This is a genomic window from Diaminobutyricibacter sp. McL0608 (assembly GCF_039613825.1).
GTDB lineage: Bacteria > Actinomycetota > Actinomycetes > Actinomycetales > Microbacteriaceae > Diaminobutyricibacter.
In genome coordinates this window covers 3,272,145-3,289,986 of record NZ_CP154826.1, presented here as the reverse complement: position 1 = coordinate 3,289,986, position 17,842 = coordinate 3,272,145, and the positions used below count along the sequence as shown (strand labels likewise).

At 64.9% G+C, this 17,842-nt stretch carries 18 protein-coding genes; 4 read left to right on the top strand and 14 right to left on the bottom strand.

The genetic code is table 11. The annotated features are described in order from the left end of the window. Positions 1-86 precede the first annotated feature (86 nt). The 4 genes from AAYO93_RS15765 to AAYO93_RS15750 are packed head-to-tail and all read right to left on the bottom strand — an operon-like array spanning position 87 to position 2,512. Complete coding sequence (locus tag AAYO93_RS15765; RefSeq protein ID WP_345762114.1) at positions 87-431, bottom strand: PRC-barrel domain containing protein; 345 nt, start codon at positions 429-431, stop codon at positions 87-89. Further along, complete coding sequence (locus AAYO93_RS15760; protein ID WP_345762113.1) at positions 418-813, bottom strand: hypothetical protein; 396 nt, start codon at positions 811-813, stop codon at positions 418-420. Before AAYO93_RS15760 ends, AAYO93_RS15765 begins: the two co-directional genes overlap by 14 nt. Then, positions 810-2,042 (bottom strand): NRAMP family divalent metal transporter, encoded by a 1,233-nt coding sequence (locus AAYO93_RS15755; RefSeq protein ID WP_345762112.1) that lies wholly within the window; start codon positions 2,040-2,042, stop codon positions 810-812. The genes AAYO93_RS15760 and AAYO93_RS15755 overlap by 4 nt, the downstream gene beginning before the upstream one ends. After that, positions 2,039-2,512 carry a hypothetical protein gene (locus AAYO93_RS15750; RefSeq protein ID WP_345762111.1) on the bottom strand — a complete coding sequence of 158 codons (474 nt, stop codon included), beginning with the start codon at positions 2,510-2,512 and terminating at the stop codon, positions 2,039-2,041. Before AAYO93_RS15750 ends, AAYO93_RS15755 begins: the two co-directional genes overlap by 4 nt. A gap of 123 nt (positions 2,513-2,635) precedes the next feature. Here AAYO93_RS15750 and AAYO93_RS15745 point away from each other — a divergent pair, with 123 nt between their 5' ends. Continuing rightward, positions 2,636-3,283: a UdgX family uracil-DNA binding protein gene (locus AAYO93_RS15745; RefSeq protein ID WP_345762110.1), complete on the top strand. Its 648-nt coding sequence runs from the start codon at positions 2,636-2,638 to the stop codon at positions 3,281-3,283. Further along, positions 3,280-3,420, top strand: a complete 141-nt coding sequence (locus AAYO93_RS15740) for a hypothetical protein (RefSeq protein ID WP_345762109.1) — start codon at positions 3,280-3,282, stop codon at positions 3,418-3,420. Before AAYO93_RS15745 ends, AAYO93_RS15740 begins: the two co-directional genes overlap by 4 nt. A gap of 346 nt (positions 3,421-3,766) precedes the next feature. Here AAYO93_RS15740 and AAYO93_RS15735 read toward each other — a convergent pair whose 3' ends face one another. Both AAYO93_RS15735 and AAYO93_RS15730 read right to left on the bottom strand, forming a co-directional pair. Next, positions 3,767-4,606 (bottom strand): SDR family oxidoreductase, encoded by an 840-nt coding sequence (locus AAYO93_RS15735; protein ID WP_345762108.1) that lies wholly within the window; start codon positions 4,604-4,606, stop codon positions 3,767-3,769. Positions 4,607-4,695: 89 nt separating this feature from the next. Continuing rightward, entirely contained in the window at positions 4,696-5,151 is a 456-nt protein-coding gene (locus tag AAYO93_RS15730) for an SRPBCC family protein (RefSeq protein WP_345762106.1), read from the bottom strand. A gap of 93 nt (positions 5,152-5,244) precedes the next feature. On the opposite strand from AAYO93_RS15730, the gene AAYO93_RS15725 reads away from it, so the two are divergent. Next, positions 5,245-5,421: a CsbD family protein gene (locus tag AAYO93_RS15725; protein ID WP_345762105.1), complete on the top strand. Its 177-nt coding sequence runs from the start codon at positions 5,245-5,247 to the stop codon at positions 5,419-5,421. Between the two features lie 193 nt (positions 5,422-5,614). Here AAYO93_RS15725 and AAYO93_RS15720 read toward each other — a convergent pair whose 3' ends face one another. After that, entirely contained in the window at positions 5,615-6,484 is an 870-nt protein-coding gene (locus AAYO93_RS15720; protein WP_345762104.1) for an alpha/beta fold hydrolase, read from the bottom strand. 418 nt (positions 6,485-6,902) lie between these two features. Further along, on the bottom strand, positions 6,903-7,127 hold the full coding sequence (locus tag AAYO93_RS15715; RefSeq protein ID WP_345762103.1) for a hypothetical protein: 225 nt from the start codon (positions 7,125-7,127) through the stop codon (positions 6,903-6,905). Between the two features lie 192 nt (positions 7,128-7,319). Between AAYO93_RS15715 and AAYO93_RS15710 the strand changes: the two genes are divergently transcribed. After that, positions 7,320-11,843, top strand: coding sequence for an endo-alpha-N-acetylgalactosaminidase family protein (locus tag AAYO93_RS15710; protein WP_345762102.1), 4,524 nt, complete (start codon positions 7,320-7,322; stop codon positions 11,841-11,843). Positions 11,844-11,916: 73 nt separating this feature from the next. Here the strand turns inward: AAYO93_RS15710 and AAYO93_RS15705 are convergent, their stop codons facing one another. From AAYO93_RS15705 to AAYO93_RS15680, 6 genes are read right to left on the bottom strand one after another with little or no spacing between them, the layout of a single operon-like run. Then, positions 11,917-12,468 carry a bifunctional 4-hydroxy-2-oxoglutarate aldolase/2-dehydro-3-deoxy-phosphogluconate aldolase gene (locus tag AAYO93_RS15705; protein WP_345762101.1) on the bottom strand — a complete coding sequence of 184 codons (552 nt, stop codon included), beginning with the start codon at positions 12,466-12,468 and terminating at the stop codon, positions 11,917-11,919. A 53-nt stretch (positions 12,469-12,521) separates the two neighbouring features. Beyond that, positions 12,522-13,472, bottom strand: coding sequence for a sugar kinase (locus AAYO93_RS15700; RefSeq protein WP_345762099.1), 951 nt, complete (start codon positions 13,470-13,472; stop codon positions 12,522-12,524). After that, positions 13,469-14,245, bottom strand: a complete 777-nt coding sequence (locus AAYO93_RS15695; RefSeq protein ID WP_345762098.1) for a FadR/GntR family transcriptional regulator — start codon at positions 14,243-14,245, stop codon at positions 13,469-13,471. Before AAYO93_RS15695 ends, AAYO93_RS15700 begins: the two co-directional genes overlap by 4 nt. After that, a complete protein-coding gene (locus AAYO93_RS15690; RefSeq protein ID WP_345762097.1) occupies positions 14,242-15,198 on the bottom strand; it encodes a dihydrodipicolinate synthase family protein in 957 nt (318 codons plus the stop codon). The genes AAYO93_RS15695 and AAYO93_RS15690 overlap by 4 nt, the downstream gene beginning before the upstream one ends. Then, positions 15,198-16,958, bottom strand: a complete 1,761-nt coding sequence (locus AAYO93_RS15685) for an IlvD/Edd family dehydratase (protein WP_345762096.1) — start codon at positions 16,956-16,958, stop codon at positions 15,198-15,200. Before AAYO93_RS15685 ends, AAYO93_RS15690 begins: the two co-directional genes overlap by 1 nt. Further along, entirely contained in the window at positions 16,955-17,767 is an 813-nt protein-coding gene (locus AAYO93_RS15680) for an SDR family NAD(P)-dependent oxidoreductase (RefSeq protein WP_345762095.1), read from the bottom strand. Before AAYO93_RS15680 ends, AAYO93_RS15685 begins: the two co-directional genes overlap by 4 nt. Between the last annotated feature and the right edge of the window lie 75 nt (positions 17,768-17,842).

Genomic DNA, 17,842 nt, shown 5'->3' with positions numbered 1-17,842 from the left:
CGGGTCGCATTGATTATGGCGACCGAGACAAAGAATCACCGTGTGTTCACGGCGTCAACGGGGGTCCGTCACCTTATCCGGGGATCTCAGATCTGTGAGTCGTCGAATTTGGGCGAATACTGCGTAGCGTCGGGCCGCAATTGGACGACGTCGTCGGCGAGTGACGCGATGTCGGGCCAGAGCACCAGAAAGGAGCCGCGGGCCCGCCAGCGGAGGAACCGCGCGATGAGGGCGGGGGAGTTCACGTTTGTGCGCTCGTACCCCATGAACGAGCCGTGGGCGTGCCTTCCGACAACGAGGCCGTGCAGCCGGGCGGCGGCGAGGACACCGTCGGGCGGCCCGTCGAGGGCGAGCCGGGCATCGACGACCACGCCGAGTCGCTTGCCGGTGGCCGCGATGACCGGTGCGCCCATCACGTCACTCAGGATCATGGCGGCCCCCCGGGATGTGTGCGATCACGTGGTGGCGCATCCAGCGTTCCAGCCAGCTCGCGTCGAGCGAGTCGGCCGTCACGCCGACCGTGATGACGATGCCGGGGTCGGAGACCACCCGCCACGGAATGCGGATGAATCGAGAATCAGGCAGCCGGCCTCCGAAGATACGGGTGGCGAGGATCGGACCGGTTAGCAGCGCCTCGATCACCGGCGGCCGCTCGGGGTCAAGGTGGCCGAGGTCGTTCGGGGTGGTCAGTTCTAGGTCGTCTACTGTGCTGACGGGCACGCCGTCGCGGTCCATGATCTGACGATCGAGCAGGTCGAGTTGGGCGTCGAGGATGCGCCCCGCGACGGCCGGCGGGCGTGGGAGGTTCTTCATTGTCCTGCTCCGGTGATGATCATGAGGGGGATGGCAGCGATGGAGGCGATCAGGATGATGGCCAGGAAGATCAAGCCGAAGAAGTTCGTGACGCGACCGTTGACGTTCTCGCCCATGTATTTGGGGTCGTTGGCGATGATCAGGATCGGTAGATAGGTCAGTGGTAACGCGATTGCCGAGAAGACGACTGAGAATTCGGTCACCTGCACCGGGTCGACGCCGGTGAAGAGGATGCCGAGTGCGGCGACCAGCGAGAGGATCATTACAACGTGGAAGCGGGATGCCCTCGCCGGCGGTCGGAACTTGCCCCACGGCCAGCCGAAGAACTGCGCCAGGGTGTAGCCGCTGGAGAGTGTCACCTCGAGCGCTGCACCGAAGGTCGCGGCGACGAACCCGAGGATGGCGACGATCAGGCCGATCTTTCCGGCGGCCTGCGCGATCGGTAGGGCGGTCTCGAACAGCGAGTCGACAGCGATTCCTTTCGGTAGCAGCACGACGGCAGCGCATGCAGCGATCGAGAGGGAGAGCAGCCCGCCAAGGGGGAAGCCGACCAGTACGTTGAGACGCGACTGGGAGAGATCCTTGGCCGTCCACTTCTCCTCGATCGCGCCCGACGAGAAGAAGAACACCTCGTACGGTGTCATCGCCGCCCCAAACAAGGCGATCGCGTAATACCAGTAGGTGGGAGCCGACTCGTCGGTGTGCGGCGACGGCTGCAGCAGCACTTGCGACCCGAGAGAGGCCCAGTCGGGATGCAGCAGAAAGAGGGCAATGGCGAAGATGACGAGGGCGAGCCCCAGAAGCCCGGTGATGTTCTCCATCAAGGAGAATTTCACCCGCCAGACGACGATCCAGACCGCGATCGCGGCGACGGGGAACCACAGGGCGGGGTCGATGCTGGAGGCCAGTTGCAGTGAGAGGGCGATGCCACCGACCTCCGCCGTCAGTGTCAGCAAGTTGATGAGGAATGAGGCCGCCAGGTTGGCCAATGCGGCGCGGGCGCCGAGGCGTTCGCGGATGATCTCGAAGGTGGCGCGACCGCTCACGGCTGCCACACGCCCTGACATTTGGGCGAACAGGCAGATTCCGATGACGCCGATGACTACCGCCCAGGTCAGTGTCAGCCCGAAGCGCGAGCCGACAACGCTGCTGGTGACCAGGTCACCGATGTCAACGAATCCACCGATCGCGGTCAGGACGCCGAGGGCGACGGCGAATAGGCCCTTCACTGGTGTTCCAACTTCTTTGCGAGCGCGTCGAGTTCTTGAGCTAGCTCGTCAAGGCGGGCCCGTTGCTTGTCGAGGGCGTCGCCACCGTCCTTACCAGCGGATGCGGCATCCCGAGCCGAAATGAGTGTGTCCTGCGCTGCCCGAATGTCGGCGAGTATGCGGTCGCGCTCGGTCGCAATGCCCCCGACAGCAGTCACGACCGCGACTGACTTGGCCTCCGAGGCCAGCCGGTCGGCAGAATCAGAGAGTCCGGTGTCAGCTACGGTGCCGAGGATCTGGTCGTTCTCGTTCAGGCCGAGAACGAGGCCCGCCGCGCGCGAGGCCGACGCGGCGACGGAGGCGGATTGGGAAAGCGAGCTGCGAACGGCGCCGTCAGACGAGCATCCGGTCAGCAGGATCGCCACGCACAGGACCGGACCGAATACGATCGCACGATTCCTGCCCCCTCCGTTGGCCTTCAGAGCGCGCATCGAACATCCTCCTCACTGAGATGCGTTCGACCGGCGTTCACGGTACCCCCCTCAGTCGAGCCAGACAATCGGGCCGCGACCGAACAGCTTGACCTGGGTTGCCAGCGGCGTAGAGTTCGCGGCATGACATCCGCCGGGGCGGAGGGGTTCATGCCTGTCGCCCACGATCTCGACGCTTTGCGGGCGGCGGCGGCCGGATGCCGGGGCTGCGAACTGTGGAAGGATGCCACGCAGGTCGTCTTCTCACGCGGGTCCGCATCCGCTCGCCTGATGCTCGTCGGTGAGCAGCCAGGGGATGTGGAGGACCGGGAAGGCGAACCCTTCGTCGGGCCGGCGGCCCGGGTTCTCGACGACGCACTTGAGGTGACAGGAATCGATCGCAGCGAACTGTACGTCACCAATGCCGTGAAGCATTTTCGGCACCATCTCGACCAGCGAGGCAAGAGGCGCATCCATGACAAACCGGCCGTCGCCCACATCGTCGCCTGCCATCCGTGGCTTGACGCTGAACTTCAAGCTGTGCGCCCCCGCCTGGTGGTCTGTCTAGGCGCGACGGCTGCGCGCTCGGTGCTGGGCCGCCCGGTACGGATCGGAGCCGAGCGCGGAAGAGTGATCGCGCCGGACCAGCGGGGGGCAGTCCCGTGGGCGGTTCTGATCACCATTCATCCGTCCGCACTTCTCCGGTTGCGAGGGGAGTCGGGGTGGGATGCCGCGTTCGACGCTTTCGTCGCCGACTTGGAGACTGCGCGATCGACCGCACAGGCGATGTGACTCTCGACGACGGTTCAGCGCGTCCGTGGCGGGTCCGAGATCCTGTCCACGTTTCCGTCTATGAGAAGTCCGGAATCCTGTTCCAACGTCTGCTGCTCGACCGGGTCGTCCGCCAGGTCCAGCTGTTCAAGGTGTGACTCGCGCTCCCCACCGGTTGAGAAGTGGGGAGCGCGTCGCATCGTGTCGCTCATCTCAATTCCACGGGGTCAGGCGCGGACCGCGTATCCATGCTGCGCGATTTCCTCGAACGCGTGCCGCAGCTTGTCGCTCGCCGCGACCTCCGGACTACGTCCGCGGCCTCGCATGTCTGTCGCTTCCATTCCCTGGACCCTGCGGGGAAGAGCTCCGATGACGAAGCAACTGGATGATCAGCTCCGGATGCGTGATGCCCGGCGTCTCGCCGTACGCCGCCCCTTCCTGTCGTTCCGAAGTTGGCATCCCGAGGACACGCCGGAATGGTTGACGGACCCACGGAGGGTGTGACTACAGGATGGGGCGGCCACCCGTGACGGCGACCCTGGCTCCGGAGATGTAGCTGGCTTCGTCTGATGCCAGCAGCACGTAGACGGGGGCAAGCTCGGCCGGCTGACCTGCTCGGCCGAGGGGGGTGTCCTCGCCGAAGTGGGTGACCTTCTCGTTGGGCATCGTTGACGGGATCAAGGGTGTCCAGATCGGGCCCGGCGCGACACTGTTCGCGCGGATGCCCCGCTCCCCGAGTAATTGCGCCAGAGACGCCGTCATATTGGCGATTGCCGCCTTGGTCGCTGCATATGGCATCAAGGTCGGAGACGGTGAATCGGAGTTCACCGAGGAAGACCCGATGATCGACGACCCGGACCTCATGTGGGGCAGCGCGGCTTTGACGAGATGGAAGAAGGCCGAGACGTTGGTGGCGATCGTGTGGTCCCACTCGTCGTCGGTGATCTCTTCGATCGTCTCGTGAGTCATCTGGAAGGCAGCGTTGCTGACCAGCACATCGACCCGCCCGAACTCCTGGACGGTACGGTCGACGACGGCGCGGCAGTGCGCAGGGTCGGCGAGATCGCCCCGAATGAGGATCACCGATGCACCGGCTTCTCGAGCCCACTTCGCAGTGTCCTCGGCGTCCTCGTCTTCGCTGAGATAGCTGATGGCGAGGCTCGCACCTTCGCGGGCGTAGGCGATTGCTACGGCCTTGCCGATGCCGCTGTCACCCCCAGTGATGAGTGCTACTTTGCCGGCCAGCCTTCCCGACCCGGTGTAACTCTCCTCACCGTGATCGGGACGTGGCGACATCTCGCCCGTGTGCCCCGGCGGTTCCTGCTGCTGTTCTGGAAATGACACGACGACCTCCCACTGGAGCGGACTTTAGCTTCCACATAACGCCTCCCGTCCCCCTAAGTTAAGAGGTTGACATGGCTCGTCAGGTCGGCTCAGCGCGCGACATCCCCGCGCCAGGCGCCGCTCCGGTTGGCCGGCTGCTCGATGAACTGCTTGAAGTTCTCGAGATCCTTCTTGATCGCGTGGTTGTCCACCCCGAAGACGACACCAACCTTTTCGGCGAAGCCTTCGGCCTCCCAGTCGAGCTGTACCGTCACGCGGGTCGTGGAGTCGGACAGTTTGTGGAACGTGACGACACCGGCATGGTTCTCGTCTCCGCCGATACTGTTCCACGCAACGCGCTCGTCCGGGTGCTGCTCCGTGATCTCTGCGTCGAATTCGCGCTCGGCCCCGGCGATCTTCACCTTCCAGTGCGTGTGAGTGTCATCGAGCTGCGCGACCGACTCGACGAAGTCCAAAAAATGCGGGAAGGACTCGAACTGGGTCCACTGGTTGTACGCGACGGCGATGGGCACATCGACATCGATCGTTTCGATTACCTGTGTCATGCTCTTCTTTCCCTTCGGTTCTATGCCCGCAGCGAGAGCGGGCCATCTTCCGGGGACCGTACTCCTCGTTCGCTAGTTCGGCTAGGGATTGCGATGGGCGGTTTGGACGACAAGATCAAGAACTCGGCGGAGAACGCCGGCGGCAAGGCGAAGGAAGCGGCAGGCAAGGCGACCGGTGACGAGAGCCTTGAAGCCGAATGCAAGGGCGACCAGGCCAAAGCCGATCTCAAGCAGGCAGGCGAGAAAGTCAAGGACGCCTTCAAGCACTAAATCTCCGACGAACTGATTCGGATTCAAGAGGCTTCTGCACGGGGCGACTCAGGCAGGAGCCTCCGATCAGCCGTCTCGGCGCGGACCGGCGGCATGCAGGTGATTGACGAGGACCAGGTCGAGGCCCTGCTATCGTCTCGACAATCCGCCTCGCGTTGGTACTCAGCGCTGATGTTCGGCCTCGGCTCGCGGATCAACGGAAGAACTCGGTGAGACTTGCCGCGAGCTGTTCTGGTGCCTCCTCTGCCATGTGATGGCCTGAGTCGATGCCGCGACCACGAAGGTCGGTCGCCCATCCGCGCCAGACAGCGAGCGGGTCGCCATAAAGACTTTCCAGGTCGTCTCGCGTGGACCAGAGAAGCAGAACGGGTGATGCGATGGTGCGACCCGCCGCCAAGTCCGCTTCTTCGACATCCCGGTCAATTCCGAGGCCCGCTCGATAGTCCTCGAGCATCGCGGTGACGGTGCGCGGGTCGCTCACCGCCGCCAGCCATTCTGCATAGTTCTCCTCACCCATCCGGTCGCGATCGGGACGGTACCAGGCCACCGGGTCAGCGTTGATCGCGCGTTCGGGCTTGTCGGGCTGCGCGAAGAAGAACCAGTGCCACCAGGCCTCCGCGAAGGTCGCGTCGCACCGGGCGAGGGCTTCACTGATCGGAACGCCGTCGAGCACGGCCAACGCAGACACGCGCTCGGGATGGTCGAGGGCGAGCCGGAGCGCGACATAGCTACCGCGATCGTGTCCGGCCACACCGAACGTGTTGTGGCCGAGCGTTGTCATCAGCGTCGCGATGTCATTCGCCATCGCTCTCTTCGAGTATGGCGCGTGGTCGGATGTCGTGGGCGGCTTGCTCGAGCGGCCGTAGCCGCGGAGGTCGGGGCAGACGACGGCGAAGCCGTGGTCCTTGAGCATCGGAGCAACTCGGTGCCAGGTGGCCGACGTGCGGGGATGCCCGTGGAGCAGCACCACGGGCGCCTCACCGTCGCAGTGGCGCACGAATAAGGTTGCGCTCCCCACGTCGATCTTGTCTTCGAGGAAGCCTTCGAACATGTGTGCCGCCATGAAGCGAACGGTAGCCCGGCTTGAAGGACTTGGTAAGTGAAGATTCGTCGATTATGGGCTGACATCACAGATGAGAAGCTCGGGCGCGACGCGAGACCACGTCGCGCCCGAGCCGAGCACGCCCGCGGAGCCGTAACTGCCGCCCGCATCATGTGGTCCGGCCGGTCGCCTGGCGTGATGCCCATAGGCTAGCCGCGCATCCGGTCGGCGGGCAGGGGGCGAAATCAGCCGCGATCAGGAGTAGGAGCATGCGAGGTGACCCTAGCCGGTTCGATTATGGGGTAGCCGATGGACCGTCCGGGTTGGCCTCTAGCTCCAGATCGGCCTGACCGAGATTCTCGATGCTTCCCAGCTCCGGGATCGTCGTCGCGTGGTGGACGAGGACCGGCGAATTGGTTGGCCGCACGGAGGTTGATTCTCAGGGCTTGCCTTCCCCGCTATAGGTGGTCTCCGCGTCCGTGTCTGTCGTGTCGTCGTCGCGGTCCTGGAACCCGGTCTCGACGTCCTGGATCAGGTCGGCGAGCACCCCGTGCTTCTCGGTGTCGCTGTCCGCGATCGCTCCGTCCTCTCCGTCGAGGCCGGGCGCCCGCCCGTTCGTCTGGTCAAAGTCGGCGACCGGTTCGTCTTCGTGCGTGCCGTCCATTGTTCTCTCCGTTCTCGATCGAGGTGGCCCGGCCCGCATGGGGTCCGGAATGAGGCCGACGGTACGCGTCTCCCGGCGTGCGGCAAGTCCACCCGGGCAATTGGGCGAGGGATTGACTGTTGACAGACACGGAAGACAACGCCACAATCCATATAATCTGACAATACGATTAAATGGTGAGGATCATTGATCATGATTTGGCTCCGTCCCGCACGCAGTACAGCCGTTGTCCTCAGTCTCGGGCTCATCGCCTCCGCGGTGGTGGGCGTGCAATCGCCGTCTCGCGCTGACGCGGCAGACGATTCCACCCTGACCATCGCGTCGCCCCGACTTTCGGTTCAGCTTGCAGCAGACTTCCCCGATGTTCTCGAGTACACCTGGCTGCCGACCGGTGGGGTGCTTTCCGGACACGAAGGAACCGCGCCGCAAGTTCAGATCAACGGGACGATGTACACGCCATCCGTTACTTCCGCGCCAGCGAAGGATCACGTTGACTACGTCGTGGCTATCGAATCGATCGGAGTCACCCTGACTGCGCGCTTGTCCGTGCGAGACGATGTCGTCGATTTCAAGATCACCAAGGTGGATGAGACAGGGGCGACGAAGGTCACGACGATCGGGATCCCTGGCCAGCAGCTGATCTCGCTGAACAGCGATCAGACCGGAGCAACCGTCTCGGATGCGACCGTCTACCGGACCAACTACGCACCGGGTCCCGACCTTGACAACCTGAAATCCGTCGCGGATCGCAGCGTCGAGACCGCGCCACATCAGTCGAGCGTCGCCCTTTTCAACACGAAAGATATCGCCGCGGGCGTTGTTTCCAACGCCATCCAGACCTACGGCAACCTGCTGGTCCAAACGACCCAGGCCAGCTCGGGGAAGCAGACGAGCGCGGCGAGCAATACCTGGACGTACCGTGGACCGGACGGCAAAGTCGTCGCCCTGCCTGAAGTGAAAGTTGTCGTGACGGGTGACCGCAACGGCGACAGGACTCTGGACTGGCAGGACGCGGCGATTGCCTATCGCGAGATTCAGCCGCTACCGACGGGCGCCGCTGCGACGAAGAACAACGTCGTCTCGCAGATCGCGTTGAACTTCGAGAGCCAGGCCCAGAATCCGTTCATCAAAACCCTGGACGACATCAAGAAGGTGAGCCTCCTCACAGACGGTCTCGGGCAATCGATCGAACTGAAGGGATACCAGGACCAAGGCCACGACTCGGCCCACCCGGACTTCGCCGGCCATTACAACGAAGCCGCCGGCGGCCTTTCCGACATCCAGTACGTCGTCAGCCACGCCAAGCAGTACAACGCGATCGTCGGAGTGCACATCAACGACACCGCCGAGGCGCCGCGCTCGGATGCCTTCCGGTGGGACAAGACCACTGATCCGACCGCCCCGACTCCGGCTTACATCTACGGGGACACCCAGTACGCAATGGACATGACGGCCGATCAGGCCAACGGGGACTACGCCGCACGGATCGGCGCGTTGCTGCAGCAGGTCCCCGACCTGGGTTTCATCTACTCAGATGCGTTCTTCGGCGAGGATTGGAACGCCTGGAAGGGAGCCAACGCTGTGAACTCCCACGGCATCCCGATCTACACCGAATTCCCCACCTACATGTGGCCTGACGCCACCTGGTACCACGACTCCAACGAATACAACGATGTCGGCATCAACAGCCAGATCCTCCGCTTCATCGATAACTCGAACGCTGATGCCTGGATCCAGAACAGTCAGCCGATGCTCGGCGGCGAGCAGAACAACGCAAGCTTCATGGGTTGGCACAGCGCCAATTCCGTCAGCAAGGAGATCGCTCAAGTCTTCACAAACAATCTCCCGACCAAGTACCTGCAAAACTTCCAGATCACCAAGTGGGCCGCGAACGAGATCGATTTCACCGGCGGCGTCAAGGCCACGATGAACGGACCCACACCCCAGATCTGGAAGGACGGAACGCTCGAACGCGACGGCAACAACATCTTCCTGCCCTGGTCGGCGCAAGGCGAGCAGAAGATCTATGCCTGGAGTGACAGCGGCAAATCCCGCACCTGGACGCTGCCCAAGAGCTGGTCGGGGCAGCACGAGGTCACGCTGTACCGGCTAACGGACACCGGGAAAGTCAAGGCGGGAGTTCTGCCGGTACACAACGGCACGGTCAGCGTACAGATCGCAGCGAACACGCCGTACGTGCTGTATCCACAGCGCCCGATCGACGCACCGCACATCACCGACCCCACGGCGAACGGAAGCAACACTGGTTCCCCGGTGATCACGCGGAGCACCGCCCAGTCGGTCGATTTCGGGGCGGGAACGATCGCAAAGGATGGAGAGTTCTTCAGCGGCTCTTTCCAGGCATGGACGCCAGCGTCCTCTGCGGGAAACACCAAGGGCGTACAGATCGTCACAGACTCGAACGGGTTCCAAAACCTCAAGATCAGTGGAGCCGCCGAGGGGCAGGTCAGCCAAAAACTCACCGGGCTGAAACCGGGGCACACCTATGCCGCGTCCGCCTATGTCAACGTGCAAGGGCATCGGACGGCCACGATCAGCGTCAGTGGCTTCGGCGGAAAAGCCGTCAGCGCGTCAATCGACGCGCCCCCGCCCGTGCAAGACGACCTTGACAACCGACTTGCTGGACAAGAATTTCAGCAGCTCAAGGTTTTGTTCACCCTACCCAAGAGCAGCGGCAGCTCCGAGGCCAACCTTCGCCTGATCGGCGCCGCCAGTTCCGGTTCGAACGTCGTGCAGTTCACTGACGTTCGCGTGCAGTTGGACGACGGCGCGAACCACCAGATCGGTGGGCATTTCTACACCGAAGACTTCGAACACCCCGACGGAGGAAGCTTCGGGCCCTTCATCATCGGCAAATCGAGCGAGCCCAGTCTGATCCTTTCGGAGACCAATCCGGGCTACACGCGCGACACGATCAGTGGAAAGTATTCGCTGGAGAGCATCAACAACGGTGCCGGGCTGCAGTACCGAACCTGGCCGGGAACGATCAACTTTCAGCCAGGGCACGCCTACCGAGTCCGGTTGGACTACCAGTCCGACGCCACGGGCCTCTATGACTTCCAGGTCGATGCCGATGGTGCAGACGCGCCGATCGTGGATGTACCTCTCGCCCAGACAACCGATCGTGGCTTGACGTCCGCGCCGAAAGATGGGCCGAAACCGGCCGGTTGGACGGATAGTCTGCCTCCTCAGACGTCAGCACCGCACGCGTCCATCGATACAACCTTCGTCGCTGGATCGCAGCCCGCCTACCTGGCGCTCAATCAGAACTCCGACACCAACGGCGCATCGACGATCGACAACCTGGTCGTGGACGACCTCGGGCCTGCCGCTCCGACGGACGCAGGCAAGGCACTGTCAACTCTGACGGTAACGCCGAACCAGCTTCCCGGGGGCACGACCAGCACGGTGACCGTCACCTTCACCAACACGAGTACGGAACCGGAAACGAGTGTCCATCTTTCTCTGGCCGCACCTGACGGTTGGGCCACCAACCCAACCTCGAGCGGCAAGGCGGCGAACGTTCCAGACGGTGGCACGGCAACTGCCACCTACGATGTCGCTGTACCGAGCCAGGCGAGTGCGGGTGACAATGTGTTGACGGCCCGCGCCGATTACAGCTGGAACGGGAAGGCGATCGGCGTCGCCATGTCGACCAATGCGCAGGTAGCGTACGGGTCCCTGGCCGACGCGTATAACAACGTCGGCATCACGGATGATGCGAAAACCGCGTCCGGCGCGTTCGACGGCAGCGGTGGGGACAGCTTCTCAGCGCAGTCCCTTGCGGCCGCCGGGGCAACCCCGGGCGCAACGATCACCCACGACGGCACCGCCTTCTCCTGGCCAGACGTGCCGTCCGGTGAGCCGGACAATGTCAGTGCGGAGGGCCAGACCATCAGCATCAACGGAAGTGGGGCGCTGGCCGTTCTCGGGTCGGCCACCACCGCAGTACAAGGAACTATCATCGTCACCTATACGGACGGCTCATCGTCCAGTGCGGTCGTCGGCCTGCCGAGCTGGACGGGCGACAACCTCAGCCATTTCGGTTCCCAGGTCGTGATCGACAGCGACGGCAACAACAGCCCCGCCGGCCACACCCACCAAGGCACGCACTACGACGTCTTCTACAACACCGTCCCGCTCGACGACGGGAAGACGGTAAAGGCGGTCACACTGCCTGATGCGCCGAATCTGCACCTGTTCGCAATGACGACCAAGAAGTTCACGTCCCCGCCACCCACGGCAGACGTCTACGCCAGCGATCTGCAATGGACGTCGACAACGAACGGATGGGGCTCGGTCGAACGCGATCACAGCCTCGGAGAGGACCTCGCCGGCGACGGTAACGCCATCACGCTCGGCGGCACGGTCTACCCCAAAGGCCTCGGTGCCGCGCCATTTGCGGGAACGCCAGCGGTCATAACCTACGACCTGGGCGGCAAATGCACTTCGCTGACCGCCACGATCGGGCTCGACCACGAGGAGCCGGCACGAGGCTCGGTCGCCTTCGCGGTTGTCGCAGACGGCGCCACCGTCTTCTCGAGCGGCGCTTTCACCCCAGCCACGGCGCCACAGACGATCACTGTGCCGCTGACCGGTGCGCACACGGTGCAACTTCAGACGAACGATGGTGGCGACGGAAACGGAAACGACCACGGCGACTGGGCGAATGCGATGTTCCACTGCGGGAGCTGAGGTAGAAGTAGTGAGAGCTGCGACCCGTCCGTTCGGGTTGCAGCTCTCACCGATCTCCGATGTCATCAGCCGATCATCTGCCGATCGTACGCAGTCGCTCCCTGTCGAGCTTTGCGAACGAGGAGCCTAGCGACACGGCCGCCGCGCCCGCGGTCAGGAATGCGTCGGCGTTGTCGCCGTCGATGCCGCCGGTGGCGACGATCCGAGCGCTCGGGAACGGTCCCAGAATCCCCTTCACCCATGCGGGGCCCAGGGCGTCGGCAGGAAAGGCCTTGACCCAGCGGATGCCGATTGCATCGAGCGCCTGCACTTCACTTGCCGTGCCGACGCCCGGAAGGTGCGGCAGCCCGAGCCCGACGCTCGAAGCCAACACGTCTCGGTCCGTCCCGGGAGCGACCGTGAAGGCGGCACCCGCGGCCGCGGCGCGGTCGGCGAGTTCAGTCGAGACGATCGTCCCCGCACCGACGTCGAGACCGTTCGAGGCGGCCTCTGCGCATGCCGCACGAAGCGCGCGTTCGCTCTCCTCGTTCTGCAACGGGATCTCAACCAGCCGGATTCCGGCGTCCCATGCCTGGTGGCAGAGCTCGATGGTCGTCGGTACATCGAATCCGCGCAGGATCACCATCGTCTTCCGATCGGCGAATCCGCTATCGAAATAGGTTTGGGATTCTTCGAGATTCACTGAATTCCCCAGAGTGAGCCGTCGTCGATGGATGCTGCCAGCTCAGAAGGCGTCGGGGCCTCCCCTTGGTCGGAGAGCGACAGCAGCGCGGCGCGCGCGAGCAGGTGCCCAGAGCGCAGCGAGTCGCCGGCACCACGCCCGCGGAGAAACGCCGAGAGGAAACCTGCTGCGAAAGCGTCGCCTGCGCCAACGACCTCGACGACCTCGACGCGCAGCGCCGGGACCACGACGGGGCCAGAGGCTTCGAACGCGATTGCCCGCCGGGGCCCGTCCTTCACGACGAGTGCCCGAGGGCCGGGGAGAAGGGCGCGCAACTCGTTGGGATCTTGGATCCCCCAGAGTTCCTCAGCCTCATCCAGACCGACGAAACACACGTCGCTCGCGTCTGCGAGTTCCTGGAGCCTGCGTGCGGCGTTCGCGCCCGGCCACAGTGCCGGCCGGTGATTCACGTCGAACGACACTGTCGCACCGATACCCTTGGCCCGGTCGATCGCGTAGCCGACGGCGTCGTCGCAGCTCGCGGAGAGAGCCGGGGTGATCCCGCTCAGGTGCACGAGCCGGGGGGACCTGTGAAGTGCGGCATCGACATCGTCGCGATTCAGACACGACGCCGCGGACCCTGACCGATAGTAGGCGACGACACTGGAGCCGCCTCCCGGATCCTTGACGAACACGCCTGTCCTGCGGTCGCGCATGACGCGGACTAGCGAGGTGTCGACCCCGCTCGTTGCGATCGCAGCGGTGACCCGTCTCCCGATGGCGTCGTCTCCGACACGGCTCGAGAAGGCGACGCGATGACCCAGCCGGCTCAATCCGATCGCCACGTTGGACTCCGCACCGGCCTGGTGCAGTGCAAAGGCCACCGAGTCCTGGACGCCGAGCCCATCGGTGGGGACGAACTGCCCCATTGTCTCGCCGAGGCAGACCGCGTCGAGTCGGAGGCTCACGGGGCGACCGTACCGCCGAGGCGGGCGGAGAGCGTGGTCATCGTTTCGTAACCCGCGACATCCACGATCCGCCGCGATGCGGCCTCGGCGCTGCTGCTGTCGTGGTCACGGATGGCGTCGACGATGTCACGATGGCGCTGGGTCATTTCGGCGGACAGCGTCGCCGGGACGAGCTGGAGCCGGTGCCGGACACGTATCGCGGCCTCGATCGGATCGGCGATGCGTTCAATCGCCAGGCTGCCGCTCGCGTGCAGCAGCGCCCGATGGAACGAGACGTCGGCGTCCGTGAACGCCGCCCAGTCCTGGTTGGTGACCGCGGTATCCATCTCGGTCAACCAGCCGTCGAGGGTGCGGAGGTCGTCCTCGGTAGCGGCCTCGCTCGCCGTGCGTGCGGCCAGCGGCTCGATGGCGCCACGGAGCGCGAGCAGTTCGGCAAGCTGGCGTGCTGAGCTGGGTCCGCTCGATCGCCAGCGGATCACATCAGGATCGAGGACATTCCACTCGTGCTCCGGAGACACCCGCGTACCCTTGCGCTGCCGGGCCGTCACCAGGCCTTTCGATTCCAGCACTTTCAGCACCTCCCGGACGACGGTCCTGGAGACGGACACGGAGTGGGCGAGCGATTCAGGGACGATCTGCTCGCCGGGAGCCAGCGACCCGTCAGCGATCGCTGTGCCCAGCCGCTCAAGGAGATGTCCGTGCAGCCCGCGGAGAGGAACCGGGTCCATGATGGCTGGGTCCGTGGCGCCGGGGTGTTGTCGATCGATGGTCACTGGATCTCCTTCTGGAAGGCCGGGGACGGAAGATGGTGGGCGAACTCGGCGAGGAACCGGTCGATCATCGCTTCCTCCTCGGAGTCGAGCCTACGGAGAGGAGAGCGGCATCGGTCGGAGGCGATGATCCCGCGTCGCTGCGAGATCCTCTTCTCTGCCGCGATGATGAGTTCCACGCTCTGCATCCAATAGGAGATGTACGGCAGCAGGCGGGTGTGGAGGCGGACCGCGTCGTCGCGATCGCCGCCCTCCCACGCGTTCCAGATGGCCACGTAGAGTTCGGTGAAGGAACAGCCCGGCTGCGCGCCCACGGCCCCACGGCGGAGCGCGTCGATCAGCTGTACGCCGCCATAGCCGACGACAGAGCTCAACGATGGCGTCTGGTTCAGAAGGGCACTGATGAGCGAGCCTGGCGGCGTGGATTCCACCTTGACCTGGCTCACGTTGGGCTCGTCTGCGGCGAGGGAAGCGATGGTCGCTGCGTCGAGTGCGGTGCCGGTCTGGGCCGGTGCGTATTGCACCACGACCGGCACGGGGGCGACGGCGCGCGCCACGGCACGGATGTGTTCGCGCACCGAGGACCCGCTTGGACCCAGCTGGTGTGGGGGCAGGATATTGATCGCACCGGCGCCGGCCTCCGCGGCCGCTACTGCTCTCGTCACAGCGAGCCGGGTGGCGTGGTCAGGTACCGAGATGACAGCGGTGAAACCCTGGATCGAGGCGACCCGCCTCAGTAGCCGCTCGGTCAGCTCGGTGCGCTCCTCGTCTCCGAGCTTGTAGAACTCCGACGCGAATCCCGGGAACATCACGCTTCGCACCCCGGTGCCGACCACATGTTCGACCAACCGGTCGAAGCTGGCGTAATCAACCGACTCGTCGTCGTTGAAGGGTGTCTCCAGAACTGGACAGATGCCGCGCACCGGCGGCGCGACGGTTCCCAGTACGCCGGTCATCAGAAGGCCGCCTTGGCCGGAGCATCCCCGCGGACTCCGACGAGGAAGTCGAAGTCCGCCCCACGGTCCGCCTGCTGCACGTGGTCGACGTAGAGGCGCATCCATCCGCTTCCCGCGGGCGCAGGGGGAGGCGTCCACTCTGCGCGGCGAGTCGCCAGCTCGTCGTCACGCACGAGAAGGTCGAGGCGGCGGGCGTCAGCGTCCAGCCGGATGCGGTCGCCCGTGTGAACGAGGGCGAGCGGGCCGCCCACCGCCGCCTCGGGAGAGACATGGAGGACGCATGCACCGTAAGCGGTCCCGCTCATTCGGGCGTCCGAGATCCTGACCAGGTCGCGAACACCCTGCGCGAGAAGCTTTTTCGGCAGCGGCAGGTTCCCGACCTCGGGCATCCCCGGGTAGCCTCGCGGGCCGAGGTTCCGAACCACCAGCACGGTGTCTGCGGTGACGTCGAGGTCGTCGTCGATCACCGCGAGATAGTCCTCCAGGCTGTCGAAGACCAGAGCGGGTCCTTCGTGACTGAGAAGCCGTGGATCGGCCGCGCTTATCTTGATGACGGCGCCATCCGGTGCCAGATTGCCGCGGAGGACTGCCGTGCCGGATCCCGCCGCCTGCACGGGATCCTCGATCGGCCGGATGACGTCCGCGTCGTCGACGCGTCCGACCTCGATCGTGTCGCCGATCGGCCGGCCGGTCACGGTCAGCGCATCGCGGGCCAGCACGTCGCCGAGCCGGGACAGCAGTGCAGGGACGCCGCCGGCGTAAGCGAATTCCTCCATCAGGAATCGGCCACTCGGCATCAGGTCTACGAGCAGAGGCACGCTTCGTCCCAGTACGTCGATGTCGTCGAGCGTGACGTCCACCCCGGCCCGGCCGGCGATCGCCAGAAGATGCAGGATCGCGTTGGTGGAGCCACCGATCGCCGCGTTGACTTTGATGGCGTTCTCGAACGCGGCCCGGGTGAGGATGTGCGAGGGCCGCAGACCCTCTTCGGCAAGCTGGACGGAGCGGGCCCCCGTGTCCTCTGCGAGCACCCGACGCCGTGAGTCGACAGCGGGGAGGGCCGCCGTGCCGGGAAGTTGCATCCCGAGTGCCTCGGCGAGACAGGCCATGGTGGATGCGGTACCCATCGTCATGCAGTGACCGGCCGACCGGTTCAGGCTGCTCTCGAACTCCGTGAACTCTGCCTGCGTCACCTCGCCGGCGCGCAACGACTCGGTCATCCGCCAGATGTCGGTCCCCGAGCCGACGGAGCGCCCGCGGAAGCGTCCGTTCAGCATCGGCCCGCCGGTGAGCAGGATGGCCGGGAGGTCGACGCTCGCCATGGCCATCAACCCCGCCGGAGTGGTCTTGTCGCATCCCGTGAGCACCACGACCGCGTCCAACGGGTTCGCGCGGATGAGCTCCTCGAGTTCCATCGCAGCCAGATTGCGATACAACATCGTGGACGGCCGCATGAACGGCTCGCCCAGAGAGACGAACGGGAACTCCAGGGCGAGACCGCCCGCCTGTTGGATGCCGCGGCGGACGTCGTTCGCCAAGTCGCGCAGATGCGCGTTGCACGGGGTCAGCTCTGACCACGAGTTCGCGATGCCGATGACAGGCCGGCCGTCGAACTGCCTGCCGGACAACCCTGATTGGCGCAGATGGTGGCGGGCGATGAAGCCGTTCTTCCCGCCGTCGCCCAACCAGGCCGCGCTGCGGCGGGGCGACTGTGGCGGGGTGGCCGCACCGGTGCTTCCGAGATTGACTGCGGGGCTCACGCGGTCGCCTCCGTCGATCGCGGGTCCTGCAGCAGAGCCGCACGGCCGCCGTCGATGGTGAGTGTTGTGCCGGTGGTGAACCCTGAGCTCTGGTCGTCGGCGAGGAACTCGATTGCAGCGGCGACCTCGTCAGCCGTGCCCAGCCGGCCGATCGGGTGCAGTCTCTCGGCGTCCGCGCGGGCACCCTCTGGATCGGGGAATGTCGCGAAGTAGGCATCGTTGATCGGGGTGTCGATGTATCCCGGCGCCACGGTGTTCACGCGGATGCCGCGATCTGCCAGTTCGATGGCGAGCGACTGGGTCAATGCGTTGAGTCCGGCCTTGGCGACGTTGTAGGGGAACACCCCGGGAAGGGTGGAGCCGGCGTGATTCGACGAGACGTTCACGATCGCGGAACCCGGTCTCATATGCGCGACGGCCTCTTTCGAGCACAGCCACGCCGCCCGCAGGTCGAGGTCGAGGCAGTCGTTCCAGTCGTCAAGCGTGGCCTCGAGCGTGCCCTTGAAGACGTTCGCACCCGCATTGTTGATCAGCGCGTCGATACGTCCGGCGCTTTCTCCCGCTGAATCGATGAGCCGCTTGCAGAATTCGGCGTCGCGGAGGTCACCGAGGATGGCGCGTGCCCGGCCACCGGCAACACTGATCTCCTCCACGACGCGGGCCGCGGCCAGCGCGTCACGGCCGTGAACGACGACCTCGGCCCCGTTTCGGCCGAAGCGGAGCGCGCATGCGCGGCCGATTCCCTTTGTCGCGCCAGTGATCAGCGCGACCCGGCCGGCCCAACTCGCCTCGGAGGTGGTGGGGTTCATCGTTCGTCCTTCCCGTGGTTTGGACAAATGAGCAGTCCAACTGAAGTAATCGTATTATATGTTGACCAGACGGAA